This is a genomic window from Bradyrhizobium sp. CCBAU 53338, from assembly GCF_015291665.1.
Taxonomy (GTDB): Bacteria; Pseudomonadota; Alphaproteobacteria; order Rhizobiales; family Xanthobacteraceae; genus Bradyrhizobium.
On sequence record NZ_CP030049.1, the window covers coordinates 857281 to 883787 of the forward strand.

Here is a 26507-nt window from a genome sequence, read left to right on the forward strand (position 1 = left end):
GCCGTCCGGTCAGCCGTCAATCCAGAGAGTATCCCTGATTTCAGCGCCGGCGGCCTGCACGTTCTTGTCCATCTGCAGCAGCTCGAACAACGACGAGCCGGTCTTCAGACGGTCGCGCAGCTCGATCTCCTTCCGATTGCGCTCCCGTGCGCCCTTCACCGCACGCTCGAGCGAGCGCAGCGGAATCGCGAGCGCCCCGTCATCATCGGCGACGATCACGTCACCGGGATCCACACGTACGCCGTCGCAAACGATCGGCACGTTCACCGCGCCGGGGCCGCGCTTTTCGGGATGACTGGAGGAGATCGACGTCGACCAGGTCAGCGAGCCGAGCTCACGCAGCGCAGCGACATCCCGGGCCGGACCATCGACAATGATGCCCGCAATCCCCTTCTGCTTGGCGAAGGTCGCGGCCACGTCGCCCCACAACGAGCCGTGCGCGCCACCGCCGTTGACGAGGACGAGCACCTGGCCTCGCTGCGCGACGTTGAGGGCGGCATGGATCATGAGGTTGTCGCCAGGGAAATTATACGACGTGACGGCTTGGCCCGCGATCCGCTGGCCTGGCGCGATCGGCCGCATGCGCGAGCTCATGAGCTGCATGCGCCCCTCGACCGGGCCGAGTGCCTCGTGCAAATCGGAGACCGGATATTTTGCGACCTCGGCCAGGAGGTCTGCCGGGCATTGCGGAATGCGCTTGTAGATGACGGACTGCATGTTTCCTCTTTCTGTAAGCGTTCTTCACGTACGAAGGGTTTTCAAGTTGCCCGGAGCCGCATCCTCGGGTGCTCACACGAGCCGCATCTGCCAACGGTCATGATCGAGCATTGCATCAGCCAAATCCGTACAGAGCCGCCGGATTTCGAACCATGATCTTGGTCAGGACGGTTTCGTCGCACCACGAATAAAGCGCCGAAAGGAGATCTGTCGCGTCAGGGGTCGGTCCATGCGTTGCGGCATGCGGCCAGTCGGTCGCCCACAGCAGACGATCCGGTGCCTCAGCCAATAAGGCTTCGACGAGCGGCTCGAGCTCGTCATAAGCCGGTGCAGCGGTATTCATGTGATACGGCGCCGAAATCTTCGTCCAGCAATTGCCCGATCGGAGCAGCCGAAGGAGAGCCTGAAAAGCAGGTTGTTCCGTTCCCTTTTGGGCGTCGGGATCGGCCAGGTGATCGATCACGAAGGGGCACGGCAATTTTTGCAGCCGGTCCTCAAGCGCGACGATGGAGCGACCGTCGAGCATCAGCGCGACATGCCAGCCCCATCGCCGAATCCGGGATGCAATTCGCTCCAGCTGTGCGAGCGGCAAGCTGCCTGGCCGGGTCGCAATGAACCTCACGCCTCTCGCGCCCTTGTGGTGTAGCTCGTCGAGTTCTTCGTCCGAGACATCGGGATCGACGACGACAACTGCACGTGTTTCCACGCCTGCGATTTCGCGCATCGCATCGAGCTGCCGGCTGTTATCCGATCCATAGACGCTGGCCTGGACGATGACGGCACGATCGATGCCAAGCCGCTCGGCCAACGCCATATAGGCTGCGGGTGTTGCAGCAGGCGGCGCGTAGGTCAGCTCGGTCCGATAGGGATATCGGGCCTCCGGGCCGAAGACATGGAAATGGGTATCGGTCCGTCCCGGCATGGTCTTGAAACTTGCTTGAGAACTCCGGGTCACCGTTCTTCTTTCTTCTTGGCACGACATCGTCGAGACCTTCGACCGCGGCAGACGGTCCGGAGCCTCACTTCCCGATCAGATTTGGCAGCGCGTGCGTAAACCAGGGGACATAGGCGATGAGCAGCACGCCGAGACAGAGCACAACGAGGTACGGCACCATCGATCGCGACGCCTGGTCGATGTCCGCGCGTACGACAGCGCAAGCGATATAGAAGCCGATGCCGACAGGCGGCATGAAGACGCCTACGCCGATCGACAGGATGATTACCATCGCATAATGAATGGAATCGATGCCGAGTTGATTGGCGATCGGCATCAGGACGGGTGCGAGGATGATGATCGCCGGCAACCCCTCCAGCAAGGCCCCGACGATGATGATCAGGGCGATCGAACCCAGGAGAAACAGCAACTTGCTGTTGCCGAGCAGCGCGACGACCTGGCTCAGATGCGCGTTCAGCCCGGCGGCGGTCAACACCCAGCCGAATGCGCCCGCGGCCGCGACGATGAACAGAACCATCCCTGTCAGCCGTCCGGCTTCAATCAGGATTCTGGCGCATGCCCTGAGCGTGAGCGCGCGATAGAACACGGATGCGAGGACAAGCCCATACAGCACGGCGATCGAGGACACTTCGGTCGGTGTGGCGAAGCCGAACTTGATGCCGAGGATCATGATGACCGGCATGCCGAGCGGCAGCAACGCGTCCGTGCCGGCCCTGGCTCGCTCTCCGGCGGTCGCTTTGGGATTGGCGGACAAACCGCTGTTGCGGGCGGAAACATAGATCAGCAGCATGAGCATCACGGCAATCACTGCCGCGGGTATCAGACCGGCGACGAACAGCGTGCCGATCGAAACCGGTGTCACCGTTCCGAGGATCAGCATCGCGATGCTCGGCGGGATCGTCTCGGACATTGCGGCCGATGCCGCCAGCGCCGCGGCGGATTCCTGGGGCTTGTAGCCCGTTCTTTCAAGCTCTCGCCGCATGACGGATCCTACGGCGACCACGTCGGCCGCTTTCGATCCGGAGATACCCGACACGAGATAGGTCGTGATCACCACCACCTGGAGCAGACCGCCACGGAAATGGCCGACCAGCGACATCGCAAAGCGCACGAAGCGCACGCTGATTCCGCCCTGATCCATGATACCGCCGGCGAGGATGAAGAACGGTAACGCCAGCAGGATGAAGTTGCTGTTGGCGTCGATCATGCTCTGCGCGATCGCGACCAGTGGAATGTCGTTGGCCAGGAGGTAGATCAGCGAGCCCGCCATCAGTGCGAAGCCGATCGGCATGCCGATGCCGATCATGGCGAACAGCACGATCAAGAGCGCCACCAGCGAATATCGCGAGCTGAAAGTCTGTGTGAAGAGGCTGGCATCGGCGAACAGGCAGCCGGCAAGCACGGTAGCGGCGGCAAGCGCGACCAGGAGCGGTCGCCCGCGCTTTGCCAAGAGCCGCTCGGCGGCGGTCAGGGCGATCAGCAGCAGCCCGAGCCCGAGCGGCACGACCAGGGTGGCGGTCGGCCAACCCGTGATCGGCAGATGCTCGTCGAGACGGACCATGAACAGCGAGGCGCTGCCCCGGAGGATGGATATCGCCGTCACCAGCACCCCAAGGTCGACCACGCAGCCCAGGACCTGTCGCCAGTGCGGGGTCAAACGCTTTGTGATGACCTCGATCGAGGCATGTTCGGCGCGCCGATAGGCGATGGCGCCGCCCATGAAGGCAATCACGCTCAGCGACAATTTTGCGGTTTCGTCCACCGACAGGATGGAGAACGGCGTCACCTCGCGAATCAGCACGGAGAGCAGCGTGATGGCCAGCTGCAACGCCAGCGCGATCGCCACCATGATCTCGGCGATGGCACCGAGACCAAAGCGCGACAGAGCGTGGCTGTGCCCTGAAGCCGGAACATCACAGACCTGCTCGGTCATCCCTCGGCGGCTTTCAGCAGTTTGTCGATGAGCTGCTCGCCCATCGACGTGCGGAACTGAGCGAACACGGGCTCGACCTTTTGCCTGAACGGCGCGTAGTCGACGGGGTTGAACTGGATGCCGGCATCTTGGCAGGTTTTCTTGGCCGCGGCGGAGGCCTCGACGATCGACTTGCGGGTGTCGTTGCCGAACCGCAGCGCTTCCTCACGCAGGACCTTCAGGTGCGTCGGATCGAGCTTGTCGAGCTTGAACTTCGAGCCGAGCAGCGCCATCGCGTTGTAGGTGTGATTGGTTTCGGAAACGAATTTCGTCACCTCGTGCAGCTTGGTCGCGACGACGGAGAGCAGCGGGAATTCGTAGCCGTCGATCGTGTTCTGCGTCAGCGCCAGATACATCTCGGAAACGTCGAGCGACACGGGCTGGGCGTTGAATGCCTTGGCCATCGCGACGAAGACCGGGCTTTGCTGGATCCTGAACTTCATCCCGGAAAGGTCGTCGGGAGCTCGCACGACCTTTCTGGTGGTCTCCACCACCCGCCAGCCATTGGTGCTCCAGGCCAGGCCATAGACATTCTTCGGCGCGAGGCTGGCGAAGATCATCTGGCCGATCTCGCCATCGGTCACCCTTTCGCCGCTGCGCGCGTCGCGGAACAGGAACGGCAGATCGAGCACCTGCATCATTGGGAAGATGGAGGAGAGGAATCCCGCGGTGTGGTACACGAGATCGACCGTCCCGGTCGCAACGCCGGTCGCGATGCTGACACTGGAGCCAAGCTGTCCGCCGGCGAAGATATCGATCTTGACAGCGCCATTGGTGCGTTCGCCTACCCGGCCCGCAAAGGCTTCCGCCATCTTGTGGTTGGGATGGAGGTTGCTGTCGGGATGAGCGAATTTCAGGGTGACCGCCCCCTGCCCCCGCGCGATGTTCGGCGCGAAAAGACCAAGGGCCGGCGCGCCGATGCCCGCGAGCAGCGTCGTCTTCACGAACGCTCTCCGAGTGTGATTCATTGTCACGATCTCCTCCCTGCTCGTAACGATACTCGTTGGAACGCGGCCAACTCGCGTGGCCGTTGCCGTTCAGTTCAGCAAATTTTCGCGGAACGTCTCGCCCTCATATGCGGTGCGGAACACACCTCGTTTCTGCAGAATTGGGATCACCTGGTCAACGAATTCCTCGACGCTGGAGGGCGTGGTCGTCGGCGTGATATTGAAACCGTGGCACCCGGTCTCCCGCCAGATCGTCTCGAGCTGATCGGCAACCTGCTCCGGTGTTCCGATCAGTTGCGGCATGCCGACCGCAAGGCCCCAGCGTACCGCCGCCTCGCGCAGCGTGAAGCGGCGATTCTCGAACGAGGCCGACATGGCCTTCATCAGACCCTGCGATGCCTGCGTCTTCTGCTCCTCGAGCGGCAGATCGAGCTCGACTTGGCTGAAATCCACCCCGAGCGAACCGGACAAGCGGCTCAGCGCGGCCTCAAGCGGAATGCGCGCGGCGAATTCGTCGAGCCGGCGCCTCGCCTCCGCCTCGGAGCTTCCGAGAATCGGCTGCACGCCGAACGTCACCTTGGGCGCGGCCGCGCTCCCCGATGCTGCGCCGAGCTCCTGCATGAAGGTTTTCATGCCGCCCAGATGCGGTTGAATGGAGAACACCACGTCGGCGTGCTTCTGCGCGAAGCGCTGGCCGCGGCCGGAGGATCCGGCCTGGAACAGCACCGGATGGCCCTGCCGCGACGGCAAAGCCGGCGGCACCGTATGGCAGCGGAAATACTCGCCCTCGTGATTGATGATGTCCACCTTGGCCGGATCAGCATAGACGCCTGTCGTCCTGTCGGCCTGGACCGCGCCCTCGCGCACCCCGCTCCAGAGCGCACGACAGACTTCCATATATTCATCGGCGCGATCGTAGCGCTGGTCGTGATCGAGTTGATTGAGACCGAGTGCACGGTACTCGCCGCGCAGATGGCCAGTGACGATGTTCCAGCCGACCCGACCGCCGCTCATATAGTCGAGCGTCGAGAGCGAGCGGACCGCCTGATAGGGATGATTGGCCGAAATGGAGAGCGTCACCGCAAGGCCGAGCCGATCGGTGGCGGCGGCGAGTGCACTCAGCAGAACGACCGGATCGTGCGGCGGCCAGCACACGCCGTAGCGCACCGCCTCGTCGGAACGCTCCTTGTAGCGGTCGAACACACCCGGCGTATCCGCGAAGAACAGCCCATCGAACAGGCCGCGCTCATAGGTCTGCGCAAGCCTCTGCCAGCGCTTCAGGCTTCCCATCGCCTCGAGACGCTGATCGGCGGGATCCGACCAGCTCAGGATCGTGTGATTGATAGGCGAGTTGATCAGAAACCCGATCAAGTGCATGCCGCCACGCATGAAGTCGCTCCCTCCGAAAAGCCGAGCCGCATCGCGCTGGCGCGACGCCCCGGTTTTTCCTTGCGTTCTCATTTCGGAACGTTATCCTTATATAAGAATAGATAGCCAATCACCACGGCTGTCAAGCCGGTTGCGCTCACGTGTCGTCACGGAATGCGCGGCTTAACGAGACGCGGATTAACTCCGCGCACGGGAGAACTCGACGATGTATGCAGCACCGCCAAGCGTGGAGGCGCGCGTCTTCACTGCAATCCCCGAGCATCTGTTCAAGAGCGGCCAGCGCTCGGAATGGGCTGAGGTGCAGTTTCACGGCGCACCGACGCCGACCTTTCTCGAAGGCCCATCCTTTGACCGCAATGACGATCTCTGGGTCGTCGACATTCCTTGGGGCCGCCTGTTGCGCATCACGCCGAACGGTGAGGTCAGTGTTGGCGCGGAGTACGACGGTGAGCCGAACGGCCTGAAGTTTCACAGGGACGGGCGCGGCTTCATCACCGACCACAAGCAGGGCATCATGGTGTTCGACCCGGCCACGGGTCGCGTCGAGCCCTTCCTGGAGCGCTCGCTGTTGCAGCGATTCAAGGGCGTCAATGATCTCGTGTTCGCCTCGAACGGCGACATGTACTTCACCGATCAGGGGCAGACCGGATTGCATGATCCGAGCGGCCGCCTCTATCGATTGCGACCCAGTGGCCAGCTCGATTGCGTGCTCGACCGGATTCCGAGCCCGAATGGCCTCGTGCTCAACAAGGCCGAGACGATGCTGTTTCTGGCGGTGACGCGCGCCAATGCGATCTGGCGGGTGCCGCTGATGCGCGACGGCACCGCAAGCAAGGTTGGCACCTTCATCCAGCTTTCCGGAGGTGGCGGCCCCGATGGCCTTGCGATCGACGAGGACGACAATATCGCGATCTGTCACGTCGGCCTCGGCGCCACCTGGCTGTTCAGCGCGCTCGGAGAACCGATGCTGCGCATCAAGTCTCCGAAGGGACTTCTCACCACCAATTGCGCCTATGGCGGTCCGGATCGGCGGACACTCTTCATCACGGAATCGAAGAGCGGTACGATCCTCGCAGCGGAAATGCCGGTGGCGGGACGGCCGATGTACTCCCACGCTGCGTGATCAGGATATTCGCAGCAACCTCCGAGCGACTGACCAGAAGGCCGAGTGCACGCCATGCAGCAGTTCTCCCCGACCATCGCGGCCGTCGACAGCGGCGATCCCAAGGCAGATCCGGCCGCGTTTCGGCGCTGCCTCGGCCAATTCGGGACCGGCGTGACCGTCGTCACCGCCGCTCACGGTGACGAGCTCGTCGGAATGACGGCGAACTCGTTCTCCTCGGTCTCGCTCGATCCACCGCTCGTGCTGTGGTCGGCCAAGCGAACGAGCCAGAGCTTCCCGACCTTCAAGGTCGCCACGCATTTCGCCGTAAACATTCTATCCAGCGACCAGATCGCTCTCTCAAATCATTTTGGCCGCTCGGGCGGCGACAAGTTCGGGGGCGTCTCCTGGAAGCGCGGCATCGGCGGCGCACCGCTGCTCGAGGGAACGCTGTGCAGCTTCGAATGCCGCAAGGCGGCCGAATATCCCGGCGGCGATCATCTGATCATGCTGGGTGAAGTCGAACGCTTCGTGCGCCACGACCGCGGCCCGCTACTGTTTGCGCAAGGACGCTATTGCATGGCCGCCGACTTCGCCGATCCCACCGACCTGTCGAAGGCGACCGGACAGGCGCACGCCGGCGGCCCGATGAATGAGTTCATGACGGCGCTGATGTATCGTGCCCATGGCGTGCTCTCGGCAGCGCTCGACGAGGGTCGCCATGCCGAAGGTCTCAGCGTCCTGCAGAGCCGGTTGATGGCCGCGATCGAAACGTTGCCGGGACGCACGCTCGCGAGCTTGCTGCCTGAATTGTTTCTCGGGCTCAACGCCGCGGAGAGCACCGTGAACGAGCTAGTGCGCATGGGCCTCGTCGAGGCCGACGCTAGCGGCGGCTTGACACTCACGGCCATGGGACGCGACCGCAACCACGCACTACACGCGCGCGCCCGCGCAATCGAGGCAAAGGAACTGTCCGGCATTTCGCCCGGCGAGATCGCGAGTTGCCGGCACGTTCTCGACAAGCTCGTTCGCCGCGCACCGACGGCATAGTAAGAACCAAGGCCGACGACGAAGGAACAATGGTAATGAAGAAACGTATCGCAATCGTCGGCGCCGGCGCTGTCGGCAGCTATCTCGGCGGCCATTTGGCGCGCACCGGCAACGACGTCACGCTGATCGATCCCTGGCCCGAGCACATCGAGACGATCCGCCAACGCGGGCTGCATCTGTCCGGCATGAGGGATGAGGAAACCTGCATCGTTTCGGTCCCGACGATGCACCTCACCGAGGTGCAGAGCCTTTCGAGGCAGCGGCCGATCGATATCGCGATCATCTCCAGCAAATCCTACGATACCGAATGGTGCACGACCCTCATCAGGCCGTATCTCTCGCCGCAGGGCTACGTCGTCTCGGCGCAGAATTCGATCAACGAGGAGATCATCGCCGGCGTCGTCGGATGGGGACGCACGGTCGGCTGCATCGTCGGCAATAATTTCGCCGTCGATCTCTATGAACCGGGCTGCGTCCGTCGCACCATGCCGCGCGACTTCGAGACCAAATCGATTCTCGTCGGTGAGGTCCATGGGCGCGTGACGCCGCGCGTGAAGGAGCTGCACGCCCTGTTTACCCCGATCGACGGCTCTGGCGTCACTACCAATCTGTGGGGCGTGCGCTGGTCGAAGCTCTGCGTCAACGGCATGCGCAACGGCGTCAGCGCCGCGACCGGCATGAGCGGAAACGAACGCGACGCCCATCCCGTGATCCGCCGCCTCGTCATCCGCCTCGGCGGCGAAGCGATCCGGACCGGCCAGTCGCTCGGCCTCGACCTCGAGCACATCACGGGCATCGAGCCGAACCTGCTACGCTCGGCATCCGAAGGCGACGCCACGGCGCTGGCCGAGGTCGAGCGGCACATGCAGAAGGGAACCGGTTCGCAGGCGCGCAGCAATTTGCAGCGTCCCTCGATGGCACAGGATATCCAGAAGGGGCGGCGCACCGAGATCGGTGAGATCAACGGCTTCATCGTCCGCAAGGCGAAGGAGGCCGGCTGCGCAGCGCCGGCGCATGAGCGGATCGTCGATATCGTCCGCAAGGTCGAACGCGGCGAGGTTACCCCGCGCCCGGAGCTGCTGTTCGAGATTTGAGATAGAAAGCCGGGCGATGGAGACGATCAACATGCTGCTGCCGCCGCTCGAAGCGTGGGTCGCAACCATCTTCGCGCGGGCCGGACTCGGCGAAGATGACGCGAGGCTGGCAGCCCGTCGTCTGCTGCTCGCCGACATCACGGGCGTACGGACCCATGGCATCGCGCGTCTGCCCTCGTATTGGCGCCAGCTCGCGCGCCGCGGCTTGAACCCGAGGCCGGATATCAAATGCGGCTGGCATGGCACGGTGTTGGTAATCGACGCCGATCTTGGGCTTGGACAAATCGTTGGCCCCAAGGCGTTGGCACTGGCGATGGATGCGCTTGGCCCGACCCGACCGTTCGTCCCCTTTTTGATCCGCAACGCCGGACATCTTGGCGCAGTCGGCTCGCATCTGCTCGACGTCGCCGAAAGCGGCAGGGTCGGCTTCCTGTCGCAGGTGACCCAGCCGGTGATGGCTCCCGGGGGCGCAACGCGGCCGGCAATCGGTAACAATCCCATTGCATTTGCAGCGCCGAGGCCGGACGGACCACCGCTGCTGATCGACTTCGCGATGAGCAATGTCGCGCGCGGCAAGATCCACGTCGCCCTACGCGATGGCCTGCCGATCCCGGAAGGCTGGGCGATCGACGCGGAGGGCCGGCCGACGACCGACCCGACCGCGGCGCTCGCCGGCTCGATCCTACCGGCCGCCGGTCACAAGGGACTCGCGCTGGCGATGATCGTGGAAGTGCTTGCGGGAGTGCTGACCGGGGCAAGGCCCCTGTTGTCGGAAGGCGGCGCCCCGGGCGGCGTCGGCGCCTTCGGCTTCGTGTTCGATCCGGCGGCGCTCATCGGCAAAGATGCTTTCGATCAGAACATGCAGGCTTGGACGCAGCGCTATCTCGCAGCGGTCGGAGGAAATGGCCGCATTCCCGGCGAGCGCGCGGCAGAACTGCGCGCGCAAGCGGACCAGGTCGGGATCGCGATCGAGCGCAATCTCTTCGAACAACTTGCCGAACTCGGTCGAGAAGGCGGAGCGGTACTTCCAGCTTAGTTCAATCGTTCGCAGGTGAGCTCCGAGGTGCGGTTTGTGGTGGCCGTCTCGTGCGCTGGCGGCGCCGGTGGGAGGACGCGACCGATGAGGGACGTGGCGGTCGTTACGGGCGCAGGGCGTGGAATCGGTCGTGCAATCGCCGACGCGCTCGGTAAGGCCAATTTCACCGTCGCCCACGTGAGTCCCGAGGATCTGGAGCAGGAGCCAATTCCGGCTCCCGACCGGTATTATAGATACGATGTTTTCCGAGATCGGGAAACGATGCGTTGCTGGCCCGGATTGCGGGAGAGCTCGGCGAGCCACCTGCCTGGTCAACAATGCTAGCGTAAGCTCACTGCAGCACTGCAGCGCGGGGATATCCTCGACCTTGAGCCGGAAAGCTACGATCGGACGCTGGACATCAACCTTCGTGCCGGCTTTTTCCTCACACAGTGTTTTGCGAGGAGGTGCCTGGGCCTCGTCGAAAGGCGCCCGGGATCGGTGATCTTCATCGGCTCGGCGAATGCAGAGATCATCGGCGAAAACAGGGCCGACTGTTGTATCAGCAAGGCGGGCGTTGGAATGACACCCGGCCTGACGTCGTAGATGGTGATAGGCTCGGAAGCCAGTCGTGAGGCGAACAGCTTCGTCATCATTCGCACCGAGATGACAGCCGCGGCGAAGGATCGTTATGACGATTTGATCGCCACCGGCGGCATTCCAATGGCGCGCTGGGGCCTGAAGAGATCGGCCGGGCCGTGACCCTCCCTGTTCGCGGAGAGATCCCTTATGCGATCGGCATTCATATCGACGTTGGCGGTGGCCAACAGCTCTCCCGCCTTTGAACTTGAGCTTGCAGTCTTGCGTCCGGTCGAGTTCAGAGCAGAGCGCGTCAGGCGTCAGCGATTCGCGAGGCGATATCCTCGAGCGGACGCCGGCTGAAATCCTTCGCGAGCTGGATTTTGAGCAGTCCGAGCTTCGCAGTCTTCGAGTGCTGATTTGATGGTCGGTGGTGCCAAGAAGCCTATGTCTCGCCCCAGCCGGGCGGGAGCGGCTGGTCCAACCCCGCAGGCAGCTCGGTTCCCGCGCCACCCAAGTGGGTGATGGTCTAGCGGGGTAGTTCGGCGATCTCACCGCCGCGGTCTCCCGGGCTCACTCTATGTCTGGGCGCAAGTCACATCGTTGCGCGAGTTCCTGCCGCATCGGGCCGCAACGCCTCGCTCAGGGGAAGCCATGGCCGCTTGCTAGTCGGTCAATCAATCTATCTAACATCTTGTCGCAGCGGTCAATCTGGTCAATTTCGATAAACTCATCCGGCTTGTGACCCTGCTGCATCGACCCCGGTCCGCAAACGATCGTTGGAACCCCCAGTCTCTGCAAAAACAGGCCGGCTTCCGTTCCGAATGGCACCTTCACCACGTTGGCGTCACCGGTGAGAGACTTGACAAGATGGACGACCGGGGCGTCGCAGGCGATATTGAGCCCGGGATAACTGTTGACTACATCAATATTTATAGCGGCTTCGGACGCGATGGTCCTTGCGCCATTGGCGATTTCACTCGCTCTAGTTCGCAGCCTACTCAATATCTCCTCAGGTATCTCCGCTGCGACATTCCTGATCTCGAACTCTAACTCGCATCGGCTCGGCACAATATTGAGCATTCCCCCCGATTTAATCGTGCCGACGTGAAGCGTTGTATACGGAATTTCGTAGCTCGCATCCCGCGCGCCCTCGTCGCACAACTTAGCTTGCTCTCTGCGGATGGCTTCGACAAATTCGCAACCCAAATGGATCGCGTTTATCCCGGTAGGCGCCAATGCGGAATGGCATTCCCGGCCAACGCAAGTAACGCGAGCCGCAACCTTGCCTTTGTGTCCGATTGCAACGTTCATATTTGTTGGCTCACCAACGATACAGAAAGATTGCCGTTGCAGCTCATTCACCATCGAGTCAAGCAGACCTCGCACTCCTACACAGCCAATCTCTTCATCATATGATAGTGCCAGGTAGAGAGGCGCATTTAAGCGTGTCTTCGACGCCTTAAGCGCGGCGGAAATGGCACAGCCCACAAAGCCTTTCATGTCTGCAGTTCCACGACCATACAGCTTACCGTCTTGTCGTGTGGCGCTAAATGGCGGTTTGGTCCAGCTCTGATCATCGGCCGTAACGACGTCCGTATGACCTGAGAGAATTGCGCCTGGCCGATCATCGGGTCCGATCGTAGCCAGCAAACTCGCTTTTCGCCCGTCCTGCGAATAGACAAGACGGCAGGTCACGCCGTTTTCGCGAAGCAGCTGAACGACAAAGTCAATCAAATTGAGGTTTGATTCCTGGCTGACGGTCGGAAACGCAACCAACCTCTGAATAATGGCGATGCTGTCCATCTGTATTTTGCTCAGTTTTCCAGTTCTTCTGAGGTTCGTAGCGTTCGCTCGTCGCCAGACTACAGCGTCATCATGGTTGTCCGAGACAGCATCAGATCTCCGCTATGAAAGGTCGATACAAAATTAACCCCAATCTGCCCGACATTTGCCAATGCCCACAATTCAGGGGTCTTCTGTCAACATCCGCGGGTTTGCGTAGACTGCTGACTTGAAGCGTATAGCTCAATCTACTCTGTGCTCTGGCACCGCGTCATGAAGACGATCAAGGGAGCGGTGCGGCCAATGGCGAGCGCTCGTCGGAGCGCTATTCGTCACCCGGGACGCCGAACGAAGGAGCCGCTCGTGGATCAAGCGCGCGCTTCACGTAGGCGTTAAGTTGGGGTTTGTAGACCTTCCAGGCAGAAACGAGCAGTTCGATCGGACACTCTTGTGTCCAGTCGCAGCGCAGGTCCACGACTGGCCAACTGACTTGGTCAACAAGCTTCATGCCGGCTGAGTGTAACGGACCGGCCTCCCCGCCGGCGGCCAACCCGGCTCTTAGTGACGCAATCAGGCGGTCACCAAGATGCCCTGACGAACCAATGAATGCATCGACAATTGCGTGCGGTACTCCGTCATTTGCTAGGAGATTGCCGCCGGCCGCGACATTTTCTCCGCTCGTCTGAGCCCATATGCCTAGTGAATTGGGCCCTGAATAAACAGCGGCATTTCCGTCGCGGTCAACTGCCAGTAGCTGGCGATACTCGATAAATCGACTACGTTGTTTCACTTCTTCGACGGCTTCCCACGCGGACATGCCGCTCTCCATCGCATCCAAGGCCAATGGTCCTAGCGAGGGATCAGTTACGTTCTGCGAAGCGACCGCGCCGACACCAGCTCGCGCGAATGAACACCTTGAAGCGACAGCCGGAGATGAAGACGAAATCGCTACGCCGAACATTCCAGTCTGGTCGCACCGAGCAACTAGGGAAAACGTCATACGCTCACTCGGGTATCACCGCTGTGGCGTCGATTTCAACAAGCCACTCAGGTCGCGCCAACGCTTGGACAACAAGTCCTGTGGACACGGGATGCACGCCCTTTATGTACTGACCCATCGTTCGATAAACGGCCTCCCGATGCCGCACGTCGGTAAGGTAAACGACAACCTTGACCAAATGTTCAATCTTACCGCCACTTTCTTCGATGAGTTGCTTAATATTCTGCATCACCTTATGCGTCTGCTCGACAGGATCATGGCTGTCGATGTTGACGGCGTCATTCAAGCTCTGGGGGCACTGGCCCCGTAGCCAAATAATTTTTCCGCCGCTAGTCACCACTGCCTGACATAGATCATTGTCGAGCTTCTGCTCCGGATAAGTGTGTTTCGTATTGAATTTCCGAATCCGCCTATGAGCCACTTCTTGCTCCTTCTTACGTGTCAGCACCCGCAACCCCAACTGGTGAACTGTTTCGCCAAAAAACTTAGGGGCCTCCCGTCGCTTTTCGTGGATCAACTTTCTCCGATTTTACGACGTGATGTTCCAGGTAACGCCGCCGAGTAGAGATACGATCAGCAATATATTTAGCGTCATGCCAGACACCCCAGATAAAAGCGGACCCTCGCCTAGATTGCCAAGGCAAGCCCACAAAGTAGACGCCCGGCTCCGAGGATACCCCACGTTGGTGTTCGGGTTTTCCGGCCTCGTCGAAGGCCTTGACCTTAAGCCAGCTGTAGTCCGACGAAAAGCCCGTCGCCCAGATGATCGTATTCACGCCGGCAGTCTTTAGATTGAGCTCACGCTGCGGATTCATTAGGCAGTCCGGGTCCGGGAGTAACCTGCGCGCTTCAGGCTCCTCCGGAAGTGCAAGTCCATTCCGCCTAACGTATTCATCGGCCTCATCCAACAGAGTGAAGAGCGAGGCGTCACCCATCGCGACATTCTTCGCGAGATCACTGGCAAACGTTACGTTGCCTGCCTCGAACGCTTCAGTTGAGCCAACAAGCATCATTCCGTCTGCGGCGAGCTTCCTGAAGTCGACCGTGTATCCCCCACGGGCCCCACTGACGGAGATCGTTACGTGCTCGGTACCGCGAACTCTTGCTTCATTATCCCACTTTCCCAAGACGCCGAGCCACCAGCAGAAGTCGTAGCCGCGGTAGGAGCGCGGGGGGCGTTCGTGGGGGCCCACGGAGAGATAGACCTTCCGATCAGAGCGCAGAAGTTCGTCTGCGATCTGGCTTCCGGAAGATCCTGCGCCAACAACCAACACGGCCCCTCTAGGCAACTGCTCCGGGTTTCGGTAGTCGCTCGAGTGAATTTGGACGACTCCAATGTCCTGCGGTACTACTTGAGGTATTGTCGGAATCTGGAATGGACCGATCGCTGCAACTACGTTATTTGCCTCCAACGTCCCTTGCGAGGTTTCCACTCGAAAGCCCAATCGTCCCTCGTTCCGTTGTACGGCCGTAACCTCCACCCCACAGCGCACCGGCGCGGCAATCTTCTTTGCGTAGGCAACGAAATAGTCCGCGATCTCCTCCTTACCCGGGAACGCATCAGGGTGCGTCTGAAATGTTAGGCCGGGGAAACGGTCATGCCACGCGGGACCATTAGCCACCAGCGAGTCCCACCGGGCTGTTCGCCATCTCTCCGCGATCCGGTGCCTTTCCAAGACGACGTGAGGAATACCAGCCGAAGTCAGATGTTCACTCATAGCCAGCCCTGCCTGACCGGCTCCGATCACGATCGTATCTACTACTTCTAATGACATCTCTGTATCCATTTCTAATTCGATTGAGTGATCGCGTCGAACATGGAGGAAATCCGGTTCGAGAGTTTGGAGGCGAGCATGATCATGTGGGATTATGTCGGAGCGCTTAGGCCTGCATCTATGCGCCGCAGAAGCTGTTCTGAAACTGAGCGCGGAGTTGCAACATGATGGCATCATACCGCTATGGAATTAGCGACTATCCGTGCGCTTGATACAACCGCCATCCCATTCAGGTTGTGGCCATTGCGGCTCGCCGGCGCTAATAAGGCTCGATGTGAACCATTGCGGGTTCGGGCAAATACATCACGGAATCCGACCAGGCCGTCCCTCATGGAAATAGACCTCGCGTATTCTTGGCGCCCCGCACCCGCTCGACGCCTATGGCCATGGCCGCCGTGCGATTGAACACCTTGTCGCGGCTCGCCCTCGCCACCATCCGATCGAACGCTCGATCGAGAATCTGGTATTCGCGTCGTACTACTTCCTCCTCTTCCCAGAAGAGTTGTTGCAGATCCTGCACCCATTCGAAATAGCTCACCACTACCCCGCCGGAATTGCACAGAATATCCGGGATCAGGAAGATCTCATTCTGTCGCTGCGTAAGAACCAGATCGGCTTCCGGTGTCGTCGGCCCATTGGCCCCTTCAGCGACAATACGGCAACGCAGCTTCGTGGCGACAGCAGCGTCGATGACCCGCTCCATCGCGGCTGGCACAAGAACATCACAAGACAGCGTGAGGACTTCCTGCGGATCGAAGGCTAGTTCACTCGAATACCCCGAGAGACTGCCATGTGTTGCCGCATGTACCACGAGTTCTGGAATGTTGAGGCCGGAAGCGCAGTAGAGCGCGCCGGTGTGGTCGCTGACGGCGATCACTTTAACGCCCATATGGTGAAGCTCAAGTGCGGCGATCGAGCCGACATTTCCGAAGCCCTGCACAGCAGCCGTTGCATGGTTCAGATTGATGCCCTGTTCGTTCATCACGCGGCGCGTCAGATGCGCGACGCCCCGCCCTGTCGCCTCGCGGCGTCCCAATGTCCCTCCGGCGCTGACCGGTTTACCGGTAACGATCTCCGTCACGGTCCGGCCCTGATACATCGAATAGGTGTCCATAAACCACGCCATCACCTGCTCGTTGGTCCCCATATCGGGGGCCATGACATCAGTGTGAGGGCCAACGAAGGGGATCATCTCCTGCATGTAGCGGCGTGATAATGCCTCTAGTTCGCGCCTTGATAGATTCGATGGATCGACGCTGATGCCGCCCTTGGCGCCACCATAGGGCAAGCCGGTTAGGGCGCACTTCCAACTCATCCAGATCGCAAGCGCAGCAACCTCGCCGAGGTCCACACTAGCCGCGAAGCGCGTGCCGCCTTTCGTAGGTCCTAGCGTGAGGTGATGCTGAACTCGATACCCTTCAAAAACCGCCGTCGTGCCGTCGTCTCGATGAATAGGACAAGATACAGTGATCGCGCGCTTTGGTATTAACAAGCGCGCCCTCGCGTCCTGCGGCACAGACAGGTGATCAGCGATCACTTCGAACTGTTGTACGGCCATGTCAAAGACAGGTCCACTGTATGTGGTCACGTTTGCTCCATTGTACTCGATCGAAACCGGATCGGACGGCGGATAGCTACCATTCGAAGTATTCCCGCCGCTGTAAGAGGCAAGCAAGCCCCTTCAGCGAGGTCGTTATGCTGAATTTCAACGAGATTCGATGAGCTGAGCGCTCAAGGTAGGTCGAAATGCCCTTGGACGGATGCCTTGCGGAAAACAACGTTCCCTTGCTTTTAGACACCTGCTGTCGCTGGATAGGGAAAACAACAAGCACTACACGAGAGCGGAGACATCAATTGTGTACATTCGCCTCCGTCTCTCGTGATAGGAGTCGATGCAAACGCACTTCCCATCGCGGCTCCACCTTGGGTGAAGATCACACCGGTTCTCTTTAGCCAGAGTTGGATCAGTATAAAAGCTTCCGAGGTCGAGCCGGACTTCATTGTTGGCATCGAAAAGGAAGAGATCACGCAGGTTGGTCTCGGAATGCGGATACGTATCGCTCAAAAGCCAGCGCATATTCACAGGTGAATAGGACATGTGTCCGTTCTCTCTTAGGAGGCCGTCGCCAATAGTCTGGACTAAGCCATTGTGCGCGTCTTGGTAAACCTGATAGTTTATACGTCCGGCGTGAGGTCCCCAGACGACGATGCTGCTATCATCCCGCCATAACGGGTGAGAGATCTGGTATTCGGACTTTTCGTAGTCGTAGGTACCTACGGCCTTTGAATCGAACCGCCGAGCCAGCTGCGGCAATGGATGATCAGAGCATTCAAGGAGACGTAAGTTGCTTCCATCCGGATCCATTGTGATCAAGCGATGCAAGAAGCAGGTCTCGTCTTCAACACGCTCTGTCCATCGGTGAAGGAAGAGCACACGTGTTGATGACGGATTTATCTCAATATGGCTCACCCAATGAATTGCCTTATCCATGGATGGCTTATGAGCAAGCTCGTAAAGTTGGCGGTAACTGACAACGAGTGTCGAGTCGCCGCTTGCAATGTCGAGGCGCCAAATGCCATCATCGTCCGGTGCATTATCCAGTGGAAGCCGTCCCGCGAGTGCGCAGTAGCCGATCGTCTCATGCGTTTTGTAGAGACGTCGATAGTCAATGCACATCGCGAATTTGCTGTTCGCGGCTACGACGTAAATCGGGATATTGAGATCGCGAGTGCGCCCCGTATCCACGTCGGTAATCCGCGCACCGATGTTGGGATACGGGCCACCCGCGTCGTGCGACGTACGAATATTGTAGATTATGTTACGGCCAGGCATGCCGGTGAGCCATTGTAGTTGGCTCCCCATTTGCCAGTTCCAGGCTTGGGTTCGATCAACCAGCCGAAACTCACGCGCTTCATCAAAATAACCGACATTGCAGCCGCTATTTCTGCCAATGCGGAAGTTAGGTTCATCGACTTGGTGGCCTAGGATAAGGCGACCCTGCCCGTCCCACGGCGTCTTATTATAGTAACCAAAAAAGAAGTTGTAATCCTGACCACCAAGTCGTGTGATGCTGACTCTTTCGTTGATAGTTGAAGGGGACATTGCTCCTCACAGAGTCGTCGTGGTCGATTGCCCAAATGGCATGACGCCTAGTAGGCCTTATTGGTGATGAATCTGGTATTGAGATAGCCTTCAGTTGATTCTAGGCCACCCTCGGAACCGTACCCAGACTCTTTGACGCCGCCAAAGGGCGTTTCCGGCAAGGCAAGGCCCAGGTGGTTGATGCTGAGCATACCGACCTCAAGATTCTCCGCCAGGAACTGAGCGTTCGCCGATGATTCCGTGAAGGCATATCCGGCGAGCCCGAAGGGCAATCGGTTAGCCTCTGCAACAGCTTCATTTGGATTGTCAAAGCCGCTAATGAGCGCGATTGGGCAGAATGGCTCATCGTTCATGACTCGCATCGATGGATCGACATTCGCAAGTACTGTTGGCTGCCTGAATGTTCCGCGAGTAAATAAGCTCTCGCCGCCGCACATGAGCTTTGCGCCTCGCTGCCTCGCGTCGTCCACAAATTGATCGAAGAGTTTCCCTCTGCGTTCGTTCGCGAGGGGGCCCATCTGCGTTGTCGCATCCAGACCGTTGCCAACGACAAGCGATTGTGTCTTTTCAACAAAAGCTGCGACGAACTCATGATAAACATCGTTGTGTACCATAAACCGCGTCGGCGCGGCGCAGGTTTGACCGGCGTTGCGATACTTGCCTGAAACGAGCAGCGCCGCGGCTGAGGATATGTCGGCGTCTTTGAAGACAATCGCCGGCCCATGCCCGCCGAGTTCCATCGTCGTCCTCTTCATCTGCTCGCCCGAGAGCGCAGCTAGATGTTTTCCAACCGGAACAGAGCCGGTGAAGGAGATCTTCCGAATCGCCGGGTGGGCAATCAGGTGCCGCGATATTTCATCGGGAGTGCCGTATGCGAGCTGGACAACACCTGTTGGAATGCCAGCATCGACAAGTGACGTGATGATTGCCGCGGCAGATCGTGGCACCTCTTCCGAGGCCTTGACGATCACGGAGCATCCGGCAGCCAACGCTGGAGCAAGCTTCTTCGCGACTTGGCTCGCGGGGAAATTCCACGGGGTGAACGCAGCAACCGGGCCTACTGGAGCACGTACGACATATTGCGCAACGCCTGCTGCACGCGACGGTATCACGCGCCCATAGAGCCGCCTTCCCTCTTCAGCAGCCCATTCGAAGGCATCGGCGCAACTCGCGATCTCCGCTCGCGCTTCCAAAAGAGGCTTACCTTGCTCCAAGGTGAGAACATGGGCGATGGACTCTAGTCGATCGCGGAGCAGGCCAGCTGCCTTACGTAGCGTAACTCCGCGTTCCACCGCGGGCGTTCTCCGCCAAACATGGAACGCCTTCTCGGCGGACGCAGCTGCACGGTCGAGATCGGCCACCGTCGCCTTAGCGACGTGACCGATCTCCTCGTCAGTTGCTGGATTAAAGATCGGGATCGTTTGCTTCTCAGAGCCGGAGCACCATTCTCCGTCAATAAAGAGGAGCGTATTCTCATATTTCATGTGTTCCCCGCAAGTCATCCGTTATTAAAGCGTCCATTCAAATAGACCAGCGGAGACGCATCGTGGAGACCGATCTCGATGACATCGCCAACGATTATGACGTGATCGCCGCCATCAAAGCTGCTGTTCAGGTGACAGATAATATATGAGGCGACGTCCTGGATAATTGGTAATCGATTTAGACCTTCTCGATAGGAAATCGCCGAAAACTTATCTGTCCCCTTCTTTGCAAACGTCATCGCAATGCGCTCTTGGGATGAGGAGAGCATGTTGATGCAAAACCACCCTGTCGAAGTGATGGCGGGGAGCGAGTTCGACTTTCTGTCGATGCATATCAGGTATTGCAGGGGGCTGATCGATAGGCTGACGACGGCGCTCATCGTGGTGCCGAAAAGCGCTCCGTGACTATCGACTGCAGTTACGACGGCGATTCCAGAGGCCCACTTCCGCGACACTTCTCGAAATGTTTCGGGCGTCGCTGTGGCAATGGCGCGACCTGCATCGATCATCTAATGGACCCTCCTTTGAGGTACCAGCGAAAGCATGATAGCGGTGGCGAAGGACGGCCCCGTCCACAGCGAACAAAGACGTATCATTGCCATTGGCCTTCATCCAATTGAGATACTGAAGGCATGTATTCGGATCAGGCATAGTTGCACCAAACTCGCATGTTCCGCGCGCGGCGCGCAGCGCGCTGATTGCCATTGACCGTTGATTATACTCCTACCAACGCCACTCATCCGTGGTCACGGGCGCCTCAAATGCCAGCTGTGTTAGGCAGCCCGGTGGTCTCCAACGGTCACGATGACCAGGCGACGATGCTTCGGAGTCCCCTACGCAGAATCCGTTCATCCTCGAGCCAAGCCGCTCTCAAACCGCGACGGTAGCCATTCACTCCTCAGAAAAAAGGAGCGCCGACCTCTGAGGCTGGCGGCCGAGTTCGGGAGGGACGCACAGAAGGGCGTAACCGGTATGAGCTCCCACGTCTGCAGTGATCAGCCTGTGCGAGCGTAGCGGGTCGGCATCCAGTACTGACGCATGGCCTCGACGACGTCCGGAATGTCGGCATGGGCGTTGCGCAGGAATTCCTCGGTCTCGCGGCCTTTCCTTGGTGGTCCAAGCAGTGGACGCCCTTGATCGTCGACGCAATGCAGCAGGATGGGCAGGAGCAAGCCGTGGTGTATGTTGCTGACGTCGAGCAGTGGGCCCCAGGCTGATAGTCGCAACCGCATGGCGGCATGGAATCCCTGACACCACGGCCGCGCATCAACGTCGCCATTCGGCTTGCGGCCATGGACCGGTGCGAACCGATGTGGTGCGGTGGAAAGAACATTACTGATGTCGTTGTGGCGCAGCGCGACGGCCGAAATCGCGGCGAACTCCGGCGTGCCGCCATGGTTGAATGCGTCGGCGTCGATGGCGAGCAGCGGACAGATCCAGTCGAGCGGACTCATCGACACCGGCCCGGCCACGATCGCGGCGACATAGCCGTCGAGCATGGGAAGACTGGTGGCGACGGGATGCTGCTCGGCACGAGCCTGTAGCCAAGGCTCAAGTTCGTCGAGCGGCATCGCGGCTGCCGCCATCGATGATGAAGATGATGAACGGCGGCGGCGGGTCATGCGGCCACCCGTGCGCTGAGCTCGCGGGTCGCCTTCCAGTTCCAGGGGAGAAGTTCGTGCAGCTGGTGGCTCTTGGTCTGACCGGAGACGATGCGCTCCAGCACATCGGCCAGATAGGCCTGCGGATCGAGTTCGTGGAGCTTTGCCGTATTGACCAGCGACGCAAGGATTGCCCAGCTCTCGGCGCCGCCCTCGCTGCCGCTGAACAATGAGTTACGGCGCCCCATCGCAATCGGGCGCATTGAACGCTCGACGGTGTTGCTGTCGACCTCGACGCGGCCATCGCGGAGAAATAGCGTCAGTCCGTCCCAGTGATTGAGCGTATAGTTGATGGCCTCCACTAGCTTCGATTGGGAGAACAGGTGGTCGAGCATCGAGGTCAGTCGCGCCTTCAGCACCTCCATCAGCGGTGCGGACCTGGTGCGGCGGGCGGCAAGCCGCTGTTCGGCGCTCAAGCCACGGATCTCGGCCTCGATGGCGTAGACCGCTTGCAGGCGCTCGATCACTTCGTGAGCGAACGGCGACTGCATCGTCTTGTACACCTCGACGAATTTGCGTCGGGCATGCGCGAGACAAAAAGCCAGCTGGATCGCCCCGCCTTGACCGCGGGCAAGCGCTTTGTAGGCGGCATAGCCATCCACCTGCAGAATGCCGGAGAAGCCGGCCAATTGCCCGGCGATCTCCTCGGTGCCGCGGCCATCCGCAAACACATAGGCGACCGCCGGCGGCGATGGGCCACCCCATGGGCGATCATCCATCGCATGCGCCCAGAACTGGCAGATACGAGTGCGATGTCGTCCGGGATCGAGCACCGGCATCGGCGTCTCGTCGCAGAACAGCCGCGGCGAAGCCTGGATCGTCCGCAGCTGAAGCTCATAAAGACTCTTAAGCCACCATGCCGCACGCTTCACCCAGCCGGCGAGCGTCGCGCGGTCGAGATGAAGGCCCTGACCGGCCAGGATCTGCACCTGGCGGTACAGCGGCAGATACCAGGCGAACTTCGAGATCACCACGTGAGCCACGAGTGCCGTCGATGCCATGCCGCTGTCGATCAGACGCGGCAGCACCTTCGCCTGCACCACGCCGTCGGTGCAGCCGCGGCAGGCGTATTTGGGACGAATCGTGCGCAGTACCCGCAGGATCGCCGGGATCACGTCCAGTACCTCGCTCACATCCTCGCCGATCCGGTGCAGAAGGCCCTGGCAGCACGGGCACGCTGTCGTGTCTGGCTCGAGCACCTGCTCGCAGCGAGGCAAATGCTTGGGTAGCGCGCCGATGTTGCGCCTCGCCTTCTTGCGCGGCTTCCCAGCCGGCTTCGTCGCAGGCAAATCGTCGTTGGCTGGCGCAGGTGATGTGACGCCAGTCGCGAGATCGTCCAGTTCGAGCGCGAGCTGCTCGGCCACGATCGCCGCCAGCCGCTCTGAGCGCTTGCCGAAGATCATCTCCTTCAGCGTCTGCATCGCCACACGTAGCTTCTCGTTCTCGGCGTCAAGCGCGAGCACCATCTCGGCCAGAGCCGCTGCATCGGTCGGAAGAGCTTCGGGACGAATCGCCATGATCGAACGATATATCCGCCCATCACAGGCTCCAGCAAAATCTTCGCCTCTCAGCCGACAACGGCCGGCTGCTTCACAGGCTTGTGTGAAACACGCGTCCACTCAAGTCCGTCGAGCAGCATCGCGAGTTGTGTCGCACTCAGATGCACCACGCCGTCGCGGACCGGCGGCCAGGTGAAGTGTCCCTGGTGCAGCCACTTCGTCACCAGCACCATGCCGCTACCATCCCATGCCAGAAGCTTCACTCTGTCCGCGCGCTTGCTGCGGAACACGAAGATGTCGCCGCAATACGAGGTTCGCGTGCAACGCTTCGCTCACCAGCGCCGACAGCGTGTGCACCGACTTGCGAAAGTCGACTGGCTGTGCCGCCAGCACCACCTTGAGGTCAGACCGTAATGCAATCAACGGATGCCCCGAAGCGCCGATAGCACTGTCGAAAGCGTCGCCAGCTCCACTCCGGGCTCGACCCGGATGCGTGCCCCGCCCAGCTCGATCTCGATCATTCCGCCAAGCTTGCCTGGAGCCGATGCCATCTGCGGCGGCACCTTATGCGCGCACGCTAACCGGTCCGACTCGTCTGCCGTCGCCGGACCGCTCTCGGAAGCGATCCGGACCGGCACGAAGCCTGGCGCCTGAAAGCTCACTGCCGTCGCGAACTTGCGCCGCCACACCGTCAGCAACCCACGGACAACGCCATGGCGCCGAGCGACCTCGGAAATATTGGCCCCTTCCTCGAAGCTCTCGGCCACGATCCGAGCCTTCTCTTCAGCCGTCCAGCGCCGTCGTCGACGCTGCCCTGTGATCACCTCGATCCGACGATAGGAGCCGCTTTCCTGCCTGGCATCAAGCCTGGCTTCATGCATGGCATCTGCCATAGCCCACCTCCAAAAAACAGTTCATGCCAGGCTGTATCGCAGCTCATTCGCGCGATGCCCAGGTGGGGGGCTCATGCCGGTTACAGAAGGGCAACGGTAGAAAACCGTTCTACCGCACAACACCGCCGATCGATCGGCGGATCGTGCTCGACACCTCCTGGCTCGCGCGTTGCCGCCCGGTGGTGTCGCTAGAGCATGCATACGAACGCGACTGAGGGGGCGAGTATGATCGTTTCCATCCGAGAGCTTGCCTCGCGCCTTGGTTGACTTCGAGATCCGAAGGCCTCCCGGCATGACATCCTGCGGCGCCACGCGACTGCCGTGACGTGACAGGCCTGCATATTAGAGCCCTACGCCCCGATTTCGGTGGCGTGCTCTGCTACTGGAACGGTAACACTGTCACCATCATCCCTGAGCTGAACAATGACATTGCCAGAGGCGTCCAACGTCATGCGGCTCCCGCGCGGCACAACTAGTGTTGATGATTGCTCATCCAAAAGGGCCGGGCCTTCGATCGATCCTGCAATCCCGAGTTCCGATCGTCGAAGAACTGGGACTTTAACCCAAGCGCGAGTTGCATCATCATACACGGGTCGATAGCGAGATCCCTCCGAGCGAGGAGGGTCTTCCATCCGACCAAGTTTCGCGGGTTCTCGTACTTCTTTCAGGGTTACACGGATGTTCATAATCTCAAGATCAAGATCGGGTATGATATCGCCGAAGATACCTTTATAGGTCTGGATGAACGCAGCGCGAATAGTTTCACGTTCGCTCTCGCTGTAGGGTCCAACGGGCAGTCCTGTTACCAGCTCCGACCCTTGGCCCACAAAGCGAATGTCGGCGCGGCGCTCCATCTGAAGTGTACTGTGCGGAGATCTGGCCTGCGCAATCACGCGCCTTGTGTCGTCTTCCAGGCGCCTGAAGGCTGCTTCGAGTTTCTCGATTTCCATCGATCCCAGCAGGGCGCCAAGCGTTCTCGAGCGATCAACACGCGCGGGTGCAATCAACAAGCCGAGTGCCGACGCGACGCCAGCATTCGGCGGACAGATAACCTGTTTGATGCCGAGACGTCTGGCGACGTCACAACCGTGCATCGGGCCGCCACCGCCCGTCACGATGAGCTTGTACTTAGTTATATCGTGGCCTCGCTCAGCAACATGGACACGCGCGGCGGCTGCCATCGTCTCGTTAACAATGGCCTGAATGCCATTCGCCACTTTGATGAATGGCATCTCTATGGCGTGCCCGACGCCTGTGAGCGCCGCCTCTGCAGCTCCGCGGCGCAAAACCATAGTGCCACCGGCAAAGTTATCAACGTCAATCGCCCCCGAAACAACGTTTGCATCGGTAACCGTTGGCGCAGTTCCGCCGTTCGGGTAGCAGGCGGGGCCAGGTCGCGATCCCGCACTTTGCGGCCCCACCTTGAGCATTCCTAGCTCATCAACATGTGCGATGCTCCCGCCGCCCGCACCGATTTCGATAAGCTCAACAGTCGAGATGTTCACCGGCAATCCGCTTCCTGGGGCGAACCGCTTCTGGCGAGCCGCTTCAAACTGATACGCGATCAGGGGCTCGCCGTTCTCAATCACGCCAAGCTTTGCAGTTGTCCCGCCCATGTCGAAGGCAAGCACATTGTCAAATCCGGAGCGTTTGCCGAAATACGCGGCCACCAATGTGCCAGCAGCCGGCCCCGACTCCAACAGTTCGATCGGCGTACGGCGCGCTTCCTCGATATGCGTCAATCCGCCGTTTGAGAGCATCATGAAAAGTGCTCCTGGTATTCCAAAGGCCTTTAGCTGCACCTCGAGTTCACGCAAATATTTGTCTGCAATGGGCTTGATATACGCGTTCGCGGCGGTCGTTGACGTTCGTTCGTACTCCCGGATTTGTGGGCAGACCTCGGACGAGATCGACAGTTGGACTTGTGGGAAATGCCGCTCGATTAGGCTCTTGGCTCGCAGTTCATTTGTCCCATTGGCATATGAATGCAAGAATGAAACTGCCAGCGAAGTGACGCCCCTGTCGAGCAGCCGGCGTGTTTTTATTAGAAGTTCGTCTTCGTTGAGTGGATGCTGGATGTGCCCGTTGAACAAGGTGCGTTCATTAACTTCAACGCGATCATCCTGCTCAATCAATGGTTTTGGCAATTTCAGAAATAGATCATACAGATCGTATTTAAACTCCCGCTGTAAGTCGAGCGTATCCCTAAAGCCGCTCGTTGTGATCAATCCGGTCCTTGCGCCACGACGCTCGATGAGAGCGTTAGTGAACAACGTTGTCGCATGGACCACGCGACCAATCTGATCGGGATCGGTGCCGCTGGCGTTAACGACCTGCTTTACGCCGGCGAGGGCTCCAATTGTTGGATCATGGGGCGTCGTCAGCTCCTTGTGTGCGACAACGCGACCATCATCAGTGCAATAGAGGACAATGTCGGTGAACGTGCCGCCAATATCGATACCAAGCGAGTACATATCGGATCTAACC

At 60.0% G+C, this 26507-nt stretch carries 24 protein-coding genes and 1 pseudogene; 7 read left to right on the forward strand and 18 right to left on the reverse strand.

Annotation, left to right across the window (positions count from 1 at the left end; all coding sequences use genetic code 11):
* Positions 1-9: 9 nt before the first annotated feature.
* The 5 genes from XH90_RS38200 to XH90_RS38220 form a co-directional block, all read right to left on the reverse strand.
* Entirely contained in the window at positions 10-717 is a 708-nt protein-coding gene (locus tag XH90_RS38200) for an RraA family protein (RefSeq protein ID WP_128929555.1), read from the reverse strand.
* 115 nt (positions 718-832) lie between these two features.
* Entirely contained in the window at positions 833-1639 is an 807-nt protein-coding gene (locus XH90_RS38205; RefSeq protein ID WP_164935742.1) for an amidohydrolase family protein, read from the reverse strand.
* A 97-nt stretch (positions 1640-1736) separates the two neighbouring features.
* Positions 1737-3605, reverse strand: a complete 1869-nt coding sequence (locus XH90_RS38210; protein WP_128929553.1) for a TRAP transporter large permease subunit — start codon at positions 3603-3605, stop codon at positions 1737-1739.
* A complete protein-coding gene (locus XH90_RS38215) occupies positions 3602-4612 on the reverse strand; it encodes a TRAP transporter substrate-binding protein (RefSeq protein ID WP_128929552.1) in 1011 nt (336 codons plus the stop codon). Before XH90_RS38215 ends, XH90_RS38210 begins: the two co-directional genes overlap by 4 nt.
* Positions 4613-4681: 69 nt before the next feature.
* Positions 4682-5980: an NtaA/DmoA family FMN-dependent monooxygenase gene (locus XH90_RS38220; protein ID WP_128929551.1), complete on the reverse strand. Its 1299-nt coding sequence runs from the start codon at positions 5978-5980 to the stop codon at positions 4682-4684.
* Positions 5981-6185: 205 nt separating this feature from the next.
* On the opposite strand from XH90_RS38220, the gene XH90_RS38225 reads away from it, so the two are divergent.
* The 7 genes from XH90_RS38225 to XH90_RS38255 all read left to right on the forward strand — a co-directional run bounded on the left by XH90_RS38225 (position 6186) and on the right by XH90_RS38255 (position 11003).
* Complete coding sequence (locus XH90_RS38225; protein WP_128929550.1) at positions 6186-7103, forward strand: SMP-30/gluconolactonase/LRE family protein; 918 nt, start codon at positions 6186-6188, stop codon at positions 7101-7103.
* Positions 7104-7157: 54 nt separating this feature from the next.
* Positions 7158-8132 carry a flavin reductase gene (locus tag XH90_RS38230; protein ID WP_128929549.1) on the forward strand — a complete coding sequence of 325 codons (975 nt, stop codon included), beginning with the start codon at positions 7158-7160 and terminating at the stop codon, positions 8130-8132.
* Positions 8133-8167: 35 nt separating this feature from the next.
* Entirely contained in the window at positions 8168-9226 is a 1059-nt protein-coding gene (locus XH90_RS38235) for a ketopantoate reductase family protein (protein ID WP_164934239.1), read from the forward strand.
* 16 nt (positions 9227-9242) lie between these two features.
* Positions 9243-10262: an Ldh family oxidoreductase gene (locus tag XH90_RS38240; protein ID WP_164939084.1), complete on the forward strand. Its 1020-nt coding sequence runs from the start codon at positions 9243-9245 to the stop codon at positions 10260-10262.
* Positions 10263-10346: 84 nt separating this feature from the next.
* Positions 10347-10586 carry an SDR family NAD(P)-dependent oxidoreductase gene (locus XH90_RS40085; RefSeq protein ID WP_128929546.1) on the forward strand — a complete coding sequence of 80 codons (240 nt, stop codon included), beginning with the start codon at positions 10347-10349 and terminating at the stop codon, positions 10584-10586.
* A gap of 75 nt (positions 10587-10661) precedes the next feature.
* Positions 10662-10847, forward strand: coding sequence for a hypothetical protein (locus XH90_RS40090; RefSeq protein WP_367401020.1), 186 nt, complete (start codon positions 10662-10664; stop codon positions 10845-10847).
* Positions 10848-11003, forward strand: coding sequence for a hypothetical protein (locus tag XH90_RS38255; RefSeq protein WP_164934241.1), 156 nt, complete (start codon positions 10848-10850; stop codon positions 11001-11003).
* Positions 11004-11462: 459 nt separating this feature from the next.
* On the opposite strand, the gene argE is transcribed toward XH90_RS38255, so the two are convergent.
* From argE to XH90_RS38320, 13 genes and pseudogenes are all read right to left on the reverse strand, one after another.
* Positions 11463-12626, reverse strand: a complete 1164-nt coding sequence (gene argE, locus XH90_RS38260; protein WP_128955170.1) for an acetylornithine deacetylase — start codon at positions 12624-12626, stop codon at positions 11463-11465.
* A gap of 304 nt (positions 12627-12930) precedes the next feature.
* The gene (locus XH90_RS38265; RefSeq protein WP_128929544.1) at positions 12931-13605 is read right to left on the reverse strand and encodes a DUF1028 domain-containing protein; all 675 of its coding nucleotides are present in this window, start codon (positions 13603-13605) and stop codon (positions 12931-12933) included.
* A 4-nt stretch (positions 13606-13609) separates the two neighbouring features.
* Complete coding sequence (locus tag XH90_RS38270; RefSeq protein ID WP_128930145.1) at positions 13610-14026, reverse strand: RidA family protein; 417 nt, start codon at positions 14024-14026, stop codon at positions 13610-13612.
* Positions 14027-14090: 64 nt separating this feature from the next.
* On the reverse strand, positions 14091-15380 hold the full coding sequence (locus tag XH90_RS38275) for an NAD(P)/FAD-dependent oxidoreductase (protein WP_128930144.1): 1290 nt from the start codon (positions 15378-15380) through the stop codon (positions 14091-14093).
* A gap of 328 nt (positions 15381-15708) precedes the next feature.
* On the reverse strand, positions 15709-16968 hold the full coding sequence (locus XH90_RS38280; RefSeq protein ID WP_128929543.1) for a Glu/Leu/Phe/Val dehydrogenase: 1260 nt from the start codon (positions 16966-16968) through the stop codon (positions 15709-15711).
* 243 nt (positions 16969-17211) lie between these two features.
* On the reverse strand, positions 17212-18483 hold the full coding sequence (locus tag XH90_RS38285; RefSeq protein WP_128929542.1) for a hypothetical protein: 1272 nt from the start codon (positions 18481-18483) through the stop codon (positions 17212-17214).
* A gap of 47 nt (positions 18484-18530) precedes the next feature.
* Complete coding sequence (locus tag XH90_RS38290) at positions 18531-19967, reverse strand: NAD-dependent succinate-semialdehyde dehydrogenase (protein ID WP_128955169.1); 1437 nt, start codon at positions 19965-19967, stop codon at positions 18531-18533.
* A 14-nt stretch (positions 19968-19981) separates the two neighbouring features.
* Positions 19982-20476 carry a flavin reductase family protein gene (locus XH90_RS38295; protein ID WP_128929540.1) on the reverse strand — a complete coding sequence of 165 codons (495 nt, stop codon included), beginning with the start codon at positions 20474-20476 and terminating at the stop codon, positions 19982-19984.
* A gap of 486 nt (positions 20477-20962) precedes the next feature.
* On the reverse strand, positions 20963-21589 hold the full coding sequence (locus tag XH90_RS38300; protein WP_232995571.1) for a UPF0149 family protein: 627 nt from the start codon (positions 21587-21589) through the stop codon (positions 20963-20965).
* The gene (locus XH90_RS38305; protein ID WP_128929539.1) at positions 21586-23145 is read right to left on the reverse strand and encodes an IS66 family transposase; all 1560 of its coding nucleotides are present in this window, start codon (positions 23143-23145) and stop codon (positions 21586-21588) included. Before XH90_RS38305 ends, XH90_RS38300 begins: the two co-directional genes overlap by 4 nt.
* A gap of 50 nt (positions 23146-23195) precedes the next feature.
* A pseudogene (gene tnpB / locus XH90_RS38310) lies at positions 23196-23550 on the reverse strand (IS66 family insertion sequence element accessory protein TnpB).
* Positions 23547-24020 carry a transposase gene (locus XH90_RS40095; RefSeq protein WP_128929538.1) on the reverse strand — a complete coding sequence of 158 codons (474 nt, stop codon included), beginning with the start codon at positions 24018-24020 and terminating at the stop codon, positions 23547-23549. Before XH90_RS40095 ends, tnpB begins: the two are co-directional and overlap by 4 nt.
* A gap of 350 nt (positions 24021-24370) precedes the next feature.
* Positions 24371-26494 carry a hydantoinase/oxoprolinase family protein gene (locus tag XH90_RS38320; RefSeq protein ID WP_128929537.1) on the reverse strand — a complete coding sequence of 708 codons (2124 nt, stop codon included), beginning with the start codon at positions 26492-26494 and terminating at the stop codon, positions 24371-24373.
* Between the last annotated feature and the right edge of the window lie 13 nt (positions 26495-26507).

Excerpts from the sequence above, each read along its gene's own strand:
- XH90_RS38200 (WP_128929555.1), bottom strand. The coding sequence starts at position 717 with ATGCAGTCCGTCATCTACAAGCGCATTCCGCAATGCCCGGCAGACCTC.
- XH90_RS38240 (WP_164939084.1), top strand. The coding sequence starts at position 9,243 with ATGGAGACGATCAACATGCTGCTGCCGCCGCTCGAAGCGTGGGTCGCA.
- XH90_RS38290 (WP_128955169.1), bottom strand. The coding sequence starts at position 19,967 with ATGAAATATGAGAATACGCTCCTCTTTATTGACGGAGAATGGTGCTCC.
- XH90_RS38295 (WP_128929540.1), bottom strand. The coding sequence starts at position 20,476 with ATGATCGATGCAGGTCGCGCCATTGCCACAGCGACGCCCGAAACATTT.
- XH90_RS38255 (WP_164934241.1), top strand. The coding sequence starts at position 10,848 with ATGGTGATAGGCTCGGAAGCCAGTCGTGAGGCGAACAGCTTCGTCATC.
- XH90_RS38230 (WP_128929549.1), top strand. The coding sequence starts at position 7,158 with ATGCAGCAGTTCTCCCCGACCATCGCGGCCGTCGACAGCGGCGATCCC.
- XH90_RS38235 (WP_164934239.1), top strand. The coding sequence starts at position 8,168 with ATGAAGAAACGTATCGCAATCGTCGGCGCCGGCGCTGTCGGCAGCTAT.
- XH90_RS38305 (WP_128929539.1), bottom strand. The coding sequence starts at position 23,145 with ATGGCGATTCGTCCCGAAGCTCTTCCGACCGATGCAGCGGCTCTGGCC.
- argE (WP_128955170.1), bottom strand. The coding sequence starts at position 12,626 with ATGGACAGCATCGCCATTATTCAGAGGTTGGTTGCGTTTCCGACCGTC.
- XH90_RS38205 (WP_164935742.1), bottom strand. The coding sequence starts at position 1,639 with ATGCCGGGACGGACCGATACCCATTTCCATGTCTTCGGCCCGGAGGCC.
- XH90_RS38275 (WP_128930144.1), bottom strand. The coding sequence starts at position 15,380 with ATGTCATTAGAAGTAGTAGATACGATCGTGATCGGAGCCGGTCAGGCA.
- XH90_RS38225 (WP_128929550.1), top strand. The coding sequence starts at position 6,186 with ATGTATGCAGCACCGCCAAGCGTGGAGGCGCGCGTCTTCACTGCAATC.
- XH90_RS38300 (WP_232995571.1), bottom strand. The coding sequence starts at position 21,589 with ATGACCCGCCGCCGCCGTTCATCATCTTCATCATCGATGGCGGCAGCC.
- XH90_RS38320 (WP_128929537.1), bottom strand. The coding sequence starts at position 26,494 with ATGTACTCGCTTGGTATCGATATTGGCGGCACGTTCACCGACATTGTC.
- XH90_RS38285 (WP_128929542.1), bottom strand. The coding sequence starts at position 18,483 with ATGTCCCCTTCAACTATCAACGAAAGAGTCAGCATCACACGACTTGGT.
- XH90_RS38215 (WP_128929552.1), bottom strand. The coding sequence starts at position 4,612 with ATGAATCACACTCGGAGAGCGTTCGTGAAGACGACGCTGCTCGCGGGC.
- XH90_RS38210 (WP_128929553.1), bottom strand. The coding sequence starts at position 3,605 with ATGACCGAGCAGGTCTGTGATGTTCCGGCTTCAGGGCACAGCCACGCT.
- XH90_RS40095 (WP_128929538.1), bottom strand. The coding sequence starts at position 24,020 with ATGGCAGATGCCATGCATGAAGCCAGGCTTGATGCCAGGCAGGAAAGC.
- XH90_RS40085 (WP_128929546.1), top strand. The coding sequence starts at position 10,347 with ATGAGGGACGTGGCGGTCGTTACGGGCGCAGGGCGTGGAATCGGTCGT.
- XH90_RS38265 (WP_128929544.1), bottom strand. The coding sequence starts at position 13,605 with ATGACGTTTTCCCTAGTTGCTCGGTGCGACCAGACTGGAATGTTCGGC.
- XH90_RS38220 (WP_128929551.1), bottom strand. The coding sequence starts at position 5,980 with ATGCGTGGCGGCATGCACTTGATCGGGTTTCTGATCAACTCGCCTATC.